The sequence below is a fragment of the Endozoicomonas sp. ALC020 genome (assembly GCF_049275935.1).
Classification (GTDB): Bacteria; Pseudomonadota; Gammaproteobacteria; order Pseudomonadales; family Endozoicomonadaceae; genus Endozoicomonas_A.
The window spans coordinates 2,730,602-2,743,967 of sequence record NZ_CP184830.1; the positions used below are offsets into that span (position 1 = coordinate 2,730,602).

11 protein-coding genes are annotated in these 13,366 nt (G+C 49.6%); 3 read left to right on the forward strand and 8 right to left on the reverse strand.

All coding sequences use genetic code 11. From position 1 onward, the window contains the following. Window positions 1-403 precede the first annotated feature (403 nt). The 7 genes from ACOJUO_RS09730 to ACOJUO_RS09760 form a co-directional block, all read right to left on the reverse strand. Window positions 404-1,177: a heme ABC transporter ATP-binding protein gene (locus ACOJUO_RS09730; protein ID WP_422139665.1), complete on the reverse strand. Its 774-nt coding sequence runs from the start codon at window positions 1,175-1,177 to the stop codon at window positions 404-406. Then, window positions 1,177-2,226 (reverse strand): FecCD family ABC transporter permease, encoded by a 1,050-nt coding sequence (locus ACOJUO_RS09735; RefSeq protein WP_422139666.1) that lies wholly within the window; start codon window positions 2,224-2,226, stop codon window positions 1,177-1,179. The genes ACOJUO_RS09730 and ACOJUO_RS09735 overlap by 1 nt, the downstream gene beginning before the upstream one ends. Window positions 2,227-2,247: 21 nt before the next feature. After that, window positions 2,248-3,141, reverse strand: a complete 894-nt coding sequence (locus tag ACOJUO_RS09740) for a heme/hemin ABC transporter substrate-binding protein (RefSeq protein ID WP_422136533.1) — start codon at window positions 3,139-3,141, stop codon at window positions 2,248-2,250. After that, on the reverse strand, window positions 3,138-3,566 hold the full coding sequence (locus ACOJUO_RS09745; protein WP_422136534.1) for an ExbD/TolR family protein: 429 nt from the start codon (window positions 3,564-3,566) through the stop codon (window positions 3,138-3,140). The genes ACOJUO_RS09740 and ACOJUO_RS09745 overlap by 4 nt, the downstream gene beginning before the upstream one ends. Continuing rightward, window positions 3,563-4,249, reverse strand: a complete 687-nt coding sequence (locus ACOJUO_RS09750) for a MotA/TolQ/ExbB proton channel family protein (RefSeq protein WP_422136535.1) — start codon at window positions 4,247-4,249, stop codon at window positions 3,563-3,565. Before ACOJUO_RS09750 ends, ACOJUO_RS09745 begins: the two co-directional genes overlap by 4 nt. Before the next feature lie 57 nt (window positions 4,250-4,306). Continuing rightward, a complete protein-coding gene (locus ACOJUO_RS09755) occupies window positions 4,307-4,999 on the reverse strand; it encodes an energy transducer TonB (RefSeq protein WP_422136536.1) in 693 nt (230 codons plus the stop codon). A 122-nt stretch (window positions 5,000-5,121) separates the two neighbouring features. Further along, entirely contained in the window at window positions 5,122-7,173 is a 2,052-nt protein-coding gene (locus ACOJUO_RS09760; RefSeq protein ID WP_422136537.1) for a TonB-dependent hemoglobin/transferrin/lactoferrin family receptor, read from the reverse strand. Between the two features lie 781 nt (window positions 7,174-7,954). Between ACOJUO_RS09760 and ACOJUO_RS09765 the strand changes: the two genes are divergently transcribed. Then, entirely contained in the window at window positions 7,955-8,464 is a 510-nt protein-coding gene (locus tag ACOJUO_RS09765; RefSeq protein WP_422136538.1) for a copper resistance protein NlpE, read from the forward strand. Between the two features lie 48 nt (window positions 8,465-8,512). Here ACOJUO_RS09765 and ACOJUO_RS09770 read toward each other — a convergent pair whose 3' ends face one another. Next, window positions 8,513-9,598, reverse strand: coding sequence for an outer membrane beta-barrel protein (locus ACOJUO_RS09770; RefSeq protein ID WP_422136539.1), 1,086 nt, complete (start codon window positions 9,596-9,598; stop codon window positions 8,513-8,515). A 313-nt stretch (window positions 9,599-9,911) separates the two neighbouring features. On the opposite strand from ACOJUO_RS09770, the gene ACOJUO_RS09775 reads away from it, so the two are divergent. Continuing rightward, the gene (locus tag ACOJUO_RS09775) at window positions 9,912-10,955 is read left to right on the forward strand and encodes an endonuclease/exonuclease/phosphatase family protein (RefSeq protein WP_422139667.1); all 1,044 of its coding nucleotides are present in this window, start codon (window positions 9,912-9,914) and stop codon (window positions 10,953-10,955) included. Window positions 10,956-11,081: 126 nt separating this feature from the next. Next, window positions 11,082-13,361, forward strand: coding sequence for a TonB-dependent hemoglobin/transferrin/lactoferrin family receptor (locus ACOJUO_RS09780; RefSeq protein WP_422139668.1), 2,280 nt, complete (start codon window positions 11,082-11,084; stop codon window positions 13,359-13,361). Window positions 13,362-13,366 lie beyond the last annotated feature (5 nt).

The following is a 13,366-nucleotide window of genomic DNA, read 5'->3' on the forward strand; positions in this document are numbered from 1 at the left end:
GCGTTGCGGTTGAGTATTTGTACGTGGTTGGTTATATTTTCCATCGGTCTGTCTCTATGCAGAGACTCACGGTGACGAAAACCAAGCACTGTTAACAAAAAATTAAGGCAGAGACAACTGCTCAACCGCCCTTGAAGAACCAGACGAGCCCATACCTGAGTGACCCGTTAAGGCTGCGGCAAATCAAACAAGAGACCAATAAATAACCGAGAGGCACCCGGTTACTGCTGATGGAGGCTTCTGTGTAAGTCCAGTCGCTATAGGCTGGCTGTAGCCTGTGAAGTCAGAAGCCTCGCCTGACAAGGCGGGGAGTGTCACTTGCGTAGGTATAAAATTAAAGGAACCAATTTCTCATCCTGGCGTTCGAGGGGGATGAGAAATTGTGAAAAGATCCCAACAGAGATTAATTATTGATAACCAAAGGACAGCCATGAACTGGATGCTCCGAAATCGTAACATCCACATCAAACACAGCCTGTAACGTTTCTGCGGTCAACACTTCATGGGGTGTTCCCTGGGCTGCTATAGCCCCTTCTTTTAGAATCATCAGACGGTCTGAGTAACGGGCTGCCAGATTAAGATCGTGCAGAATAACCATTACACCTACACCTTTCTCAGCCTGCTTGCGGGCCATTTTCAGAGTCAGTTGCTGATGAGCCGGATCCAGTGCTGAAGTGGGTTCGTCCAGCAACAGGTAGCGTTTGCCAAAATCCGGTTCGTCCCAGATCTGGGCCAACACTCTGGCCATATGAACCCTCTGTCGTTCACCACCGGAAAGGGTGGTGTACCGACGATCTCTCAGATGCAGACCATCGACTTCTGTCAGTGCCGCCTCAACGATGGCCAGATTTTCTGTCCGGTCTGTAGCACAGGGAATGCGTCCCAGAATAACCACTTCTGCAACCGTGAAAGGAAAGCTCAGTGAGGAAGACTGAGGTAACACGCCCAGCATAAGAGCTTGTTGTTGCAGTCCCCAATCAGTTCTGTCATTTAACAGTACCTTTCCTGAAGAAGGCTTTTGCTCTCCACTGATGACTTTCATCAGGGTGCTTTTACCAGCCCCGTTAGGGCCCAGAACTGTGACTATTTCACCGGGAGCGACTGTAAGACTGACGTCATCAAGCAGTCTCTTTTCAGCAATCTGCACTGTGGCATTTTCAACCTTGAGACAACTCATCAGGCGATCCTTTTGCGTTGCTGCCATAGCAGGGACATGAAGAACGGAGCACCCATCAGGGCGGTGACAATACCAATGGGCAGTTCAGCGGGAGCGACAGTGGTTCTGGCGATCATATCGGCTGCCAGCAACAGGATACCCCCCAGCATGGCTGAGGCGGGTAACAGTGTTTTGTGATCAGGTCCTGCCAGCAAACGAATCAGATGGGGGACTACCAGTCCGACAAAGCCAATGATACCGGCGACCGATACAGAGACACCGACCGCCATGGCCGTCACCAGGATCAATTTAAGCTTGGTTTTCTGAACATCAATGCCCAGATGTCGGGCTTCGGATTCGCCTAGCAACATGGCATTGAGAACCAGTCCGTAACGACACAGCAAGAAAATAACTGGACCTAAAAGGGTGAAACAGAGCAGGACCGAGTTCCAGTTGGCACCACCTATGCTGCCCATTTGCCAGAAGGTCAGGCTTCTGAGAGTGGCATCGTCAGCAATGTAATTCAGGATTCCCATACCTGCGCCTGCCAGTGCAGAGATCGCCACACCGGCCAGCAGCATGGTAGCGACAGAGGTGCCGTTGCTGGTGGTACCCATTTTATAAACGATCAAGGTCGTAAGAACGCCGCCGCCAAAAGCCAGCAGTGAAACGCTGTAATCCATAAGCAGTGGGCTGGAGAATCCTGCGAAAAGCGCCGATCCTAAAACAATACCGATACCCGCTCCAAGGGCCGCGCCGCTGGATACACCGATGATACTGGGATCAGCCAGCGGGTTTCTGAACAAGCCCTGCATGGCAGCACCGGCAATGGCCAGAGAGCCGCCAATCATGATACCCATCAGTGTTCTTGGCAGGCGGATGGATTCTACGATCAGACGTGTCTGGTCGGATACCTGACTGTCAGTGATGCCCAGTCTATCCAGGAAAATGCAGATAATATCCAGAGGGGCAATGGCCACCGGACCGGTGCCCACGGACAGCACCATGACAGTTGGCAGGGCCAAGGCCAGCATTATCAGCAACAGTGCCGATTTACGACTAGGGTTCATTGTTGTTCTCAGTGACGGTGATCAGGATTCCGGATAAAAGGCCTTGGCCAGACTCAAAGCTGTTTCTCCGGTTCTGGGACCCAGACCTCCCAGCAGTAATCGACCGTCTACGGGAATAACACGGGCATTTTTACCCGCAGGCGTCTGTTTCAAAACAGGCTGGCTGTCGAACAACTGTTCCATGGTGAGGCCACGACCACGATCCGAATAGATAATCACATCAGGAGCGAGGGTCAACAGCGATTCATTGGAAAGAGGTTTATAGCTGTTGAACTGAGCTTCTGCAGGATTAAAACCACCGGCCAGCTTGATCAGGGCATTGGCTTCGGTACCGGCACCGGAAACGGAGGGGTTTCTGCCTTCCATGGCCAGCAGGAACAGGACTCTGGGTTTATCTTTGCCTTCGGCCAGTTGCTGTGAGGCTTTCAGGTCGTTCTCGATGGATTGCCAGAGAGCGTCGCCTTCTTTCTCTTTATCCAGCAATTTCGCCAACGAATGTATTCGCTTGTGAATGCTTTCGGCAGAGTTGTCGGTGGCGTAGGATTCAACTTCCAGACCCGCCATTTCCAGTTGAGTGATGGTGGTTTTTGGACCCATGTCGTCTGTGCCAATGAGCATGTCAGGCTTCAGTGCCAGAATACCTTCGGCAGAGAGCTGCTTGTGATAGCCGAGTTTGGGCAGTTTGTTAACCTGAGGAGGGTAGTTACTGGTGAGATCCACTGCTACCAGCTGGTCACCAGCACCCAGTGCGTAAATGATTTCAGTAATACCACTGCCGGCAGAAACAATACGTTTCTCCTCTGCTGAACGGTTGTTCTGGGCGTTGGTCACTGCTGCCGTTGTGAAGAGAGACACTGGCAGCAGGAAAGCCATTGCCAGAGAGGCCAGAAGCTTCTTTCCAGGCACTGTGTTCATGGACTTTTCTCCTCCATAAGGACTTGTGCGGCAGTGATTTCGTGCTCACTTAAAAACATCATTAGCTCAACCAGGTTACCCAGAGGTGCTTCCTGATCACCCGCGATCAGGACCGTGGTGTCAGGCGCTTGCTTGACGCGGGCCAGCAGCGCCTGACTAAACACTTTAAAACTGTCGTATTTATTCTCTGCCAGTGCCCAGGGCTGACCATTTGCCAGAATACTTACGGTCAGTGTTTCAGGCTCCTCAGTCAGGGCAGCTTCTTCACGGCTGGCTTCAGGCAGATTCACAGGCAGACTCAGGGTTTGCACATTGGCTGTGAACAGAAGGAAAACCATGACAATAAAGACAACATCCAGCAGCGGTGTCAGATCCGCTGCGGAAAAAGAGGCGTTTGTTTCGTCACTATCGGAAATACGAATCATGCTGGAACGGCCTCAGGACAGGTGCCGGTTTCCTGATTAAGGGCAATGCCATCGTCGTTCATTTTCAGGCCTTCCAGCAGCAGGTTGGCATGGTTCAGGGCAAACTCCAGTTTGGACACATAGTGATTGGCCCAGATGCCAAAACCGTGAGCGGCTGCCAGGGATGGAATGGCCACCATCAGACCAAAGGCGGTGGTGAACATCGCTTCCCAGAGGCCGCCAGCCAGAATATCCGGTGTTACCGGGCCCTGTACTTCAGAAATTCCCTGGAACATACCAATAAGGCCAAGAACGGTGCCCAGTAGTCCCAACATAGGTGCCAGAATACCAATCAGCATCAGTGGTTTCAGCCAGGCATGAAGGGTGTTTTTTTGTTTCAGGAGCCAGAGGCCTGCTACTTCTTCACGCATCTCTTTTTCGCAGTCATTGTGGCTCAACAGAATAGCGATACCCTTGCGAACACCTTTTCCGGCAACAAGGTTTTTGCAGAGTTTGTTCTGGCTATTATTGCAGTGGGAGCAGCCGCGAACTTCATTGAGCAGGGTATTCATGCTTTTTTTATTGAGGCTGGGCAGCAGCGTAAAAGTGATCAGTCTTTCCAGGATAAGAGCCAGACTGATGCAGGAGATAATGATCAGGGGCCAGCCCATGAGTCCCAGGGAAGAGATCTGTTCCAGTAACATCAATTAATACCTGTTTTTTATCTTCAAAATCTTCTATTTTGGGTGAGCCAGAGGCTGTTAATTCAGTTGGAATGCCACGGGAATATGGACCCGGGAAGCCACCAGCCGGTTGTTACGCTTCTGGGGTTCGAACTCCCAGTCTTCAACCGCTGCAATAGCCGACCGGTCGAGTAGCCTGAAACCGGACGACTCCAGCACTTTTATGCTCATTGCATGGCCTTCAATATCTATCAGGACTTCCAGCATAACGACGCCCTGCTGGTTTCTTCGTTGCGCAGTGCGCGGGTATTTGGGAGGGACGGACTTGCGAATAGCAGGTCTGGAGACGAAAACAGGCTCGTTGCTGAGACCTTCTGCTTCACTCTTTTCTGTGGCGGTTTTGACTACCTGAGTCTCTGCTTCTTTTTTGGGCGGTTCCGGTTTTTTCTCGACCACCTTTTCTGGCTCAGGTTCTTTTTTAACTTCGGGCTTTTCAGGTTGCGGCTCTGGTTCCGCTATCTTGACGACGTTTTTCTTTGGCTCTGGTTTCTTGATGGGCGTTGGTTTTTTCTCGACAGGTTTGGGGGTATCCCTGACAGGCTCCGGCTGGGGAGCAGCCTGCTGCACTGAAGAAAAGGTCATTCTGATGGGAGCCCTGATGCTGCCCTGAGCCACTTTAGTCTGCTCAACTTCCTGCTGACCATGGTAGATAGCCGCTGCCATATGTACGGAAATGGAGATGATCAATGTGAGTAGCAGCGTTCGAGACATAATCGGTTTACTTGTGCATTGGCGAGTGAAGATTACTGCAACTTTAAGACGTATTCAATAAGTCAAATGATAATAATTCGCATTTATTGGGTGCGCTGCAGTAACCGTCACAGGGTTAAAAGTCAGAACATATAGCGCACGTTCAGCTTGATATTGCGACCCGGCTCGTAGAGTGTTTCCCAGGCAGAAATGTAGTACTCGTTCATCAGGTTGTTGACTGTCAGATCGGTCTTGATGCCTTTCAGAGCGCCGGTAGTTGGCTCATAACTAGCGTAAAGGTCGACCAGATCGTAGCTGTCGTATGAGGACTGGCCGTCGTAATCGGAACGAATATCTTCCTGAGCACTGACATAGGTGTACCGTGAACCAATTTTCAGGTCACCCTGCAGCATCAGGTAGGCAGCATCTGCAACCACTTTGTCGGCCGGTATGTTATCCAGATATTCACCCGTCTTTTTATCTTCGCCACGGGTCTGGCCGTAGGACAGGCCGAGCTGGATATCCTGGTAACGATACTGGCCGGCCAACTCAAAGCCCTTCAATTGAGCTTCATCAACATTCTTCCAGGTTGTTTTGGTTGGAACACCAAAGATGTTTGGATCATAAACGAACTGGGTAATGAAGTTATCCACATCGTTCTGGAAGACGTTGGCTGTGATGGTCAGTTCATCATCACTCAGAAGGCCAGCAAAATTCATCCGGGCTGAAATTTCCTTATTCTTCGCTTCTTCAGGTTTGAGGTTCGGGTTGGGTACGAACCTGTTGGTGCCAACTGGCGTTGCAAAGTGAGTTCCTGTAGAGAACATTTCTTCCATATTCGGTGCGCGGAAGGCTTCATTGTAACTGGCAGTCAGAGTCAGCCAATCAGTGGTGTCCCAGATCAGGGCAACAGAAGGGGAGACTGCGTTGTCAGACTGTTTCTTGTCTTCAATGTCGGAGTCAGGACGGTTGTCCTTGGTCTCAAAGCGGTCATATCGAACCCCGGTTTGCAAAGTCCATGCCTCTGCCAAAGGAACATCTGCCTGAACAAAAGCACCTGCAGTGGTGGACTCGCCATCGAGATTTTCCGGGCGATTACCTTCATTTCCGAAGTCATCACGAACTGTTTCAATGGTGTTTTTGTAGGCATCAAGACCATAGGTTAAATCTAAATGAGTCAGCTTTGATACGTTGGTAAACGCTGCACCCAATGTCTTGTATCGGGTATTATCAGTCTGCTCGTCTTCAATACGATACTCATCAAATTCAGTATCGGTGTAAAACAGCTGGAACTTGCTGTCCACCAAAACGCTGTCAGGATTAAAAAGATAAGCAGCAGACAGGTTGGTGTTGGTGGACTCTTGAATAATCAATGGGGAGTCCGTATCTACAGCCGTTGCGGGATTGCTGGGAACTTTGGCATTGGTTTGAGCCTGCTGAGCTTTAAACTCAAGACGACTGTCGTCATTCAGCTGCCAGCCCAGTTTGGCCATACCACCCTGTTCGCGGGAGCCGGAGTTCTCAACCTCGTCTCCATTCCCTTCGCCGCTGGTCCCTGTTTCATAGTTACCACCGTCGTTATAGTAGCCATTGAGCAACCAGTCGAAGTTGTCATTCACACCATAAAGCGAGCCGCTGGTGCGGGATTCATTATTGTTACTGTGGAAGCCTTGGGATACATAGCCACCCAAAGTTTCACCGGGTTCCAGCATTTCTTCTGCGGATTTGGTGTTTTGCACAACGACACCGCCGATAGCACCTGAACCCCACAGGTTACTGGATGGACCCTTAACCACCTCAATAGATTTCAGCAGTTCCGGGTCTGTGAAATAACTACCACGGTGGCCGTTGGAGAAGTTTTGGCGGGCACCATCGGTGATCTGAAGAACACGAGTGCCTTCCAGACCGCGAATATTAATGTTCTGGGAGCTAGTGCGCGGGCCACCACTGACGGATACGTTTGGCAGAGACTGGACGGCTTGAGCCACAGACTCAGGTTGTTCCTGCTGGATCTGATACTGGTCTACGACTTCAATCGTCTGGGCTACATCGGTGATGTCTTTTTCAGATCGGGTGGCAGTGACTGTCACCTGATTGAGAAGGGTTGCATTGGTCTGAGGTGTGCTGTCTGCGTAAACAAAACCGGAAGACACTGCCATGACAGCAATTGCCAGTCTACTTTTGGTAAACGTCATTGTTGGCCTACGTGTACTGCTATTAGAGGATTCTTTATAGGGATCAATCACACAAGCGCAGTGTTCTGAATACCCCGAAGCGCTTGTGATGATGTTGCAGGATAATATGCAAAACACAACCTAAACGCAAATCATTATCATTTGTATAAAGAAATTGGTTTTTGCGATTGTGATATTTTTGGTTGCTCTGTAGGTTTTTTTTTACAGGTTTGTAATTTTCATTCTGCTTTGCTTCCTGCCGGGAGTCTGTCGGACTTAAGCGTCCGTCTGGGCGACCCCGTCTGGGCGACCCCGTCCAGGTGGACGCTTAAGTTCGACAGGCTGCTGGTTTTCGGTTGCCTTATTCTGTCTTGCATCTAAAGTGGTAGCTTATACACTGTGCAAATCTCGCAAAGGTCTCGGTATGTTTGTAACTCTCGTTCCGCCAGTGTTTGGAGTTGTTGTACGAGCAACATATTTCAGTCCTTCCTATCTGGTCTGGGGCAATTATCCAATACATCATCAGCAGCAAATAAATTTTTGTAACAGGTTTGATTGGCTGGATCGGCCCACTGGAATTTTTATCCACGGGATTAGATTTTCAACGAACACGGGTGATGTTTTCTGGGGGTTTGATACATATTTTTTCCGTGAGCAGGTACTACTGGACTGGCTAGTGAATTTTATTCCACTAGCGTCCTTTTCTAATGGGTTCTAAAGTCAAATGAGGCCTGTTCCAACATGATTTTCGCTTGGCGAATAGGCTTTAGTGACACTCCTTGCCTTGTCAAAGAGGTGTGAAATGAAAAAGACACTACTGGCGCTAACTGGTGTGGTGATCATCACAGTGGGCTGTCAGGATGAGAAACCGCCGGAGACAAGTGCGGTTGACGGTCCTCAGGCAACACATCAGAAAAACGCAATTGATGTAGCTCCAATCGAAGAAGAGCAGCTGACCAACACCGATACTTTTGTCGATTCTGGTCAAAACGCGCAAAACGCTCTGAATTGGATTGGCATTTACGAAGGTAAACTTCCCTGTGCAGATTGTGCAGGCATCGACACAACGCTGACACTCAATGAAGACGGCACCTACTCACTGGTTGAGTTGTATGAAGGCAAAGAAGGCGACCCAATCAAATCTGGAGGTAAATTCACCTGGAACAAATCGGGCAACGTCGTCACCTTGGTTGACGAGTCAGGTCCAAACCAATACTTCGTTGGTGAAAACATGCTTATGAAACTGGATGTGAACGGCGAGAAGGCAACGGGTGATTTAGCTTCACGCTACAATCTGAAAAAGATGCCCTGATGGTGACACTTGGCAAAGGAGAGTTCGAATGAACTCTCCTCGCCAGAACTACTGCTCGATCTTATGCTTCAGAGTGGCTTCAACCCGGCGGTTGGCGGCACGTCCTTCAGCTGTTTCATTGCTGGCAGCAGGCTGATCTTCGCCGTAACCAACGGCTGTGATGCTGTCGCCTGCAATACCATAATCATTGATGAGAATGTTGCGAACTGCATCTGCACGACGCTGTGACAAGTTTTTGTTGTATTCCTCAGCACCTCTGTTGTCGGTGTAACCTCCAATCTCCACAGGTACTTCAGGGTAGGCTTTCAGGAACTGAACCACTTCGTCGACGTTATCAATCTCGCCGGTTACCACGGCAGAGTTGGTAGCAAAATTGACGCTGAGCTTCATGCTGATGTCTTTTATCAGTGCGATTTTGCAGCCATTGTCGTCGACTTTGCGGCCTTCGGGAGTATTCGGGCACTGATCCATATAATCCGGAACACCGTCTTTATCGCTGTCCAGTGCACAGCCACTGGCATCAACCGTCGCACCGGCTGGTGTATTTGGGCAATTATCACGACTGTCAGGTACACCGTCCTGGTCGCTATCTGCTTCAACAGGCGCCGGGGCAGGAGCTGAACTTCCACCGAAGGCATAACTGATTCCGACGTTGACCAGACTGTCCCAGGTGCTGTCATCGGCTCCGTGGATGCCACGAACATCCCCGCGCAGCGACCAGTTTTCGTTAATGGCATAGCGAACACCAACACCGGCGTTGGCCTGTGTTTCCTGAGAGTCATTGAGCTTGCCTTCAAATTCCCCGTGGCCCACACCCAGAATGGCAAAAGGTTGCCACCTGGCTGTCATGGGTTTGAAGTAGTAGAGAGCATCCAGGTAATACTGGTTGACATCGGTATCCCCAATTCTGCTGTCAGCATTGCTGTCGAGAAATCTCAGTTCTGTGGCCCATTGGTCGTTAAAGCGATATTCACCCCCCAGAGTCAGTGTGGTGGCATCGTCCAGATTGCGATCAGAATCAAAATTCTGAAGACCAATCGCAGGGTTGATATACCAGCGTCCTTCATCAGCATAAACCGAAGCGGCCAATCCGGTGGAAATTACAAAAGCCAGTAACTGTCGTTTTTTATACACGGCTACATTCCTTGGTGTCGTTGGGATGTAGGCGAAGTGTACCTATTTAATGTGCATCTGTTAAATGTCTTTGTGGCGTTAAATGAGATTTCTACCCATATTAAACGACATAGACTTTGTAATGTTGTAATGCCTTTATCTAAAAGCAGGTCGTTCAACCTGTACTGAAGTTCTGTATAAACGCGATAGTCAAAAAGAAATTGTAAGAGCCGCAGAAAACTGCGGTCTATACTGGGTATCCATGGTCGGCAATGAGAAGCTGGTTGAGAGCAGACTCTGGCCGATCTGACGTTTATCCAGTCAGGGTGGAACTATGCCTTCAGATTCGAAGACCACTTCTTTTCATTCGTGGTTATTGTTGATCACTGTGTTACTCAAGCTGGGGCTGGCAGCCGGTTCTGCTTTTGCCAAACCCTCTGTTCAATGCACCGGAACACCGGAAAAGCTTGAAGCCGGTCAATCCATCAAAGTGATGACCTGGAATGTGCAGTTTATGGCCGGAGGCATCTATGAACTATGGAAGCCCCCGCAGCAACTCGAAGCTCTGGCTCTTGACAAGCAATTGTCTGTTTTTCATCAGGTAGCAGACCTGATTGAAGAAGAGAACCCTGATATCCTTCTGCTTCAGGAAGTCGACGTAGACCCCAGAGTCAGGATGAACCAGATCCAGTGGTTGAAAGACGCCCTGCCTGTAAGGTTTCATTGCAGTGCCTTCACCGCTTATAGTTATTTGAACGAACGGGCCTCACCGAATGTCCGGAAAGAGCCGGGTGGAGTGAACCTGCTGACCTTATCCCGGTTTGCTATTGACAGTGTCGTCAGGCATGACCTTCCTGCCATACCTGATCAGTCTCTTTATCCTGCGACCACTCAACGGGCCCTGCTGGAGACCGAAATCAACCTGGGAGCCGGGTCACTGACGGTGATTAACACGCATCTGGATGCTTTTGCCCAAGGGCTGGATATTATGCAAAGGCAGGTAAAGCAATTGGCTGAGCGGCTGGACCGGATGGGGGCCGACTCCCTGTGGATTACCGGAGGGGATTTCAATTTGATTCCGCAGGGACAGTATGAGCACCTCGATGACTCCGAGCAGTTCTGGTATCAGAAAGACTCCGAGTTATCCGTACTGACCGACAGGTTTCCGGTTGTTCCAACGCCTCAACAGGCTTCTGGAGAGGAAAGGCAACGGTGGTTCACTAGTCGAACCCGTCAGGATCTGGGTCTGGATCGGACGCTGGATTATCTCTTTTACTCAGCAAAGCTGGATCTAGTGAAGGCCAGAGTGGTCCAAAAAGCTGAAATGCTCTCGGATCATGTGCCTTTAGTGGCGGAGTTCAGATTGCAGAAGAACTGATTTATTTTCAGGATTAACCTGACTGATCTCTCAATTATCAGTCCTGTTCGTCATACTCGGTCACTGACTCGGGAGACGCTGTAACAATCGCATTGACGCCCGAACTTCAGGAATTGCTGTTAAACAATGAGCCTACCCGCGATTCAAAAAACACATCTGGCCCTGGCCGTCATGGCAGTAGCAAATGTCACAGTCAAGGCTGAAGAAGCTTTGCCGTCTATACAACCCACTCTGCTGGACCAGGTGACTGTATCAGCGACACTGACTGAACAGAATCTCGATTCGGTGGCCAGCAGCGTGGATGTCACCACGGCGGATGACATTGAAAAGAGAATGGTCAATGACATTGATGACCTGGTTCGTTACGAGCCGGGGGTCAGGGTCACAAATGATGGCAGAACCGGTGCGGGCAGCTTCAATATTCGTGGGATGGATGCCAACCGGGTCAAGATTACTGTAGACGGAGTGGATCAGGCCAAAGCCTTTGATTCCACCAAAATGTTTTTGCGTTCCCAGCGAAATTTTATTGACCTCGAAACCATCAAGGTCGTTGAAGTCTTAAAAGGTCCGGCATCGACCGTACATGGTAGCGATGCTATTGGCGGTGTTGTTGCTTTTGTCACCAAAGACCCGGCAGACTTTCTTCATCCCGAAGGTAATGACGCCTACGCATCACTGAAGGGGGGATACTCCTCTGCTGACAGTGCCTTTACTGAAACAGCAACGTTTGCTAATCGCAGTGATGATCTGGAAAGCCTGCTGATTTATACCCGTCGCGATGCCAAAGAAACCCGGACCCATGGTGGTGCCGATGTGAAGGGTGAGGCCAGGGAAGAAGCCGACCCCAAGGATATTAGTGTCAATAACGTACTGGGCAAGTTACAGTACCAATTGAACGACGATCATCGTATGGGGCTGACAGTTGAGTGGCGGGAGCTTCACTCTGACACTGATTTATTGTCAATGGTCGGTGTACAGCCCACTGGAAACCCTTCTCCTTACAGCAAATTTGAAGCAGAGGACTCAACAAAACGTCAACGCCTTGGCGTGTTTCATGAGTGGGAAGCGTTCATACCGGTTTTCGATACGCTTAAGTGGACCCTGAACTGGCAGGAAACCGAGACTAATCAGATTACCTACGATGAAATGCTGGTCGAGGTCCCGGGCCCTTCGAAATGGAAAACCCAGGCGAGAAACAAGGATTACATCTACAGGGAAACCAGCTGGCAGCTGGATCTGAAGATGACCAAATGGCTTGACTTCAAATCCTCCGATCACCTTATCAGCTATGGACTGGAGCTGGGAAGAAAAGAGCAGAATAACCTGAACAAGACCACATACGTCAAAAATCCAGCTGGTGAAGAGAATGACATTAGTCGTTATGCGCCGCTGGCGACCGTTGAATCTTCGGGTATCTATCTTCAGGATGAAATAACCCTGCTGGACGATCGTCTGACCGTGACACCAGGCATTCGTTATGACAGTTTTTCACCAGAAACTGAAACGGATCAATATTATAAAAAAGCATATAAAGACAAATCATACGACAGTTGGTCTGGAAAACTGGGCGCTGTTTACAAGTTCACAGACGTATTTTCAGGGTTTGTACAATACAGCCAGGGCTTTGGCACACCTGATTTATTTGCGATGTACTTTGAAGAAATCGTACCTGTCGGTTCAATGAACATTCATGTCATGCCTAATCCCGATCTGGAGCCCGAGAAAAGTGACTCTATTGAAGTAGGATTGAGAGCGAACGGGCGACTTGGAAGTGCAGAAATCACTGCATTTTATAATCGGTATGACGACTTTATTGAAATGGTTCCCCTTGGAACAGTTGGGAGAGATGTTCAGTACCAGTATCAGAATCTGGATGACACAACCATCAAGGGTCTTGAGTTCAAGGGCCAGCTCTGGCTGGATGAAGCCATAGGGGCGCCCATTGGAACAAGTTTTAAGACAGCGGTTGCCTGGAGTAAAGGTCAGGGTACTTTCTCCAATGATAAGGGAGAATTATTTAAAGACGATCCTTTAAACAGTATTGCCCCGCTCACCGCTGTTATTGGACTGGCCTATGATTCACCCGATGACAACTGGGGCGGGGAAATGATGTGGACTCTGGTCGCCGCGAAAGATAAAGACGATATCTCTAATAGCGATATTGCTTCAAACGAGAGTGAAGCAGGGGGCGAACAGTTCGCAACACCTGGCTATGGTCTTGTAGATATGACCACTTATTGTAAGCCCATTAAAGACGTGATTCTCACTGCCGGTATTTTCAACATTACTGACAAGAAATACTGGAAGTGGGATGATGTACGCGGTCTTTCTGACACCTATAAGGGCCTTAACCGTTATACCCAGACCGGCAGGAACTTTTCTGTCAGTGTGAAGTGGGAAATATGACCAGG

Coding starts and splice junctions, on each gene's coding strand:
- ACOJUO_RS09730 (WP_422139665.1), bottom strand. CDS start 1,177: ATGAGTTGTCTCAAGGTTGAAAATGCCACAGTGCAGATTGCTGAAAAG.
- ACOJUO_RS09735 (WP_422139666.1), bottom strand. CDS start 2,226: ATGAACCCTAGTCGTAAATCGGCACTGTTGCTGATAATGCTGGCCTTG.
- ACOJUO_RS09740 (WP_422136533.1), bottom strand. CDS start 3,141: ATGAACACAGTGCCTGGAAAGAAGCTTCTGGCCTCTCTGGCAATGGCT.
- ACOJUO_RS09745 (WP_422136534.1), bottom strand. CDS start 3,566: ATGATTCGTATTTCCGATAGTGACGAAACAAACGCCTCTTTTTCCGCA.
- ACOJUO_RS09750 (WP_422136535.1), bottom strand. CDS start 4,249: ATGTTACTGGAACAGATCTCTTCCCTGGGACTCATGGGCTGGCCCCTG.
- ACOJUO_RS09755 (WP_422136536.1), bottom strand. CDS start 4,999: ATGTCTCGAACGCTGCTACTCACATTGATCATCTCCATTTCCGTACAT.
- ACOJUO_RS09760 (WP_422136537.1), bottom strand. CDS start 7,173: ATGACGTTTACCAAAAGTAGACTGGCAATTGCTGTCATGGCAGTGTCT.
- ACOJUO_RS09765 (WP_422136538.1), top strand. CDS start 7,955: ATGAAAAAGACACTACTGGCGCTAACTGGTGTGGTGATCATCACAGTG.
- ACOJUO_RS09775 (WP_422139667.1), top strand. CDS start 9,912: ATGCCTTCAGATTCGAAGACCACTTCTTTTCATTCGTGGTTATTGTTG.
- ACOJUO_RS09780 (WP_422139668.1), top strand. CDS start 11,082: ATGAGCCTACCCGCGATTCAAAAAACACATCTGGCCCTGGCCGTCATG.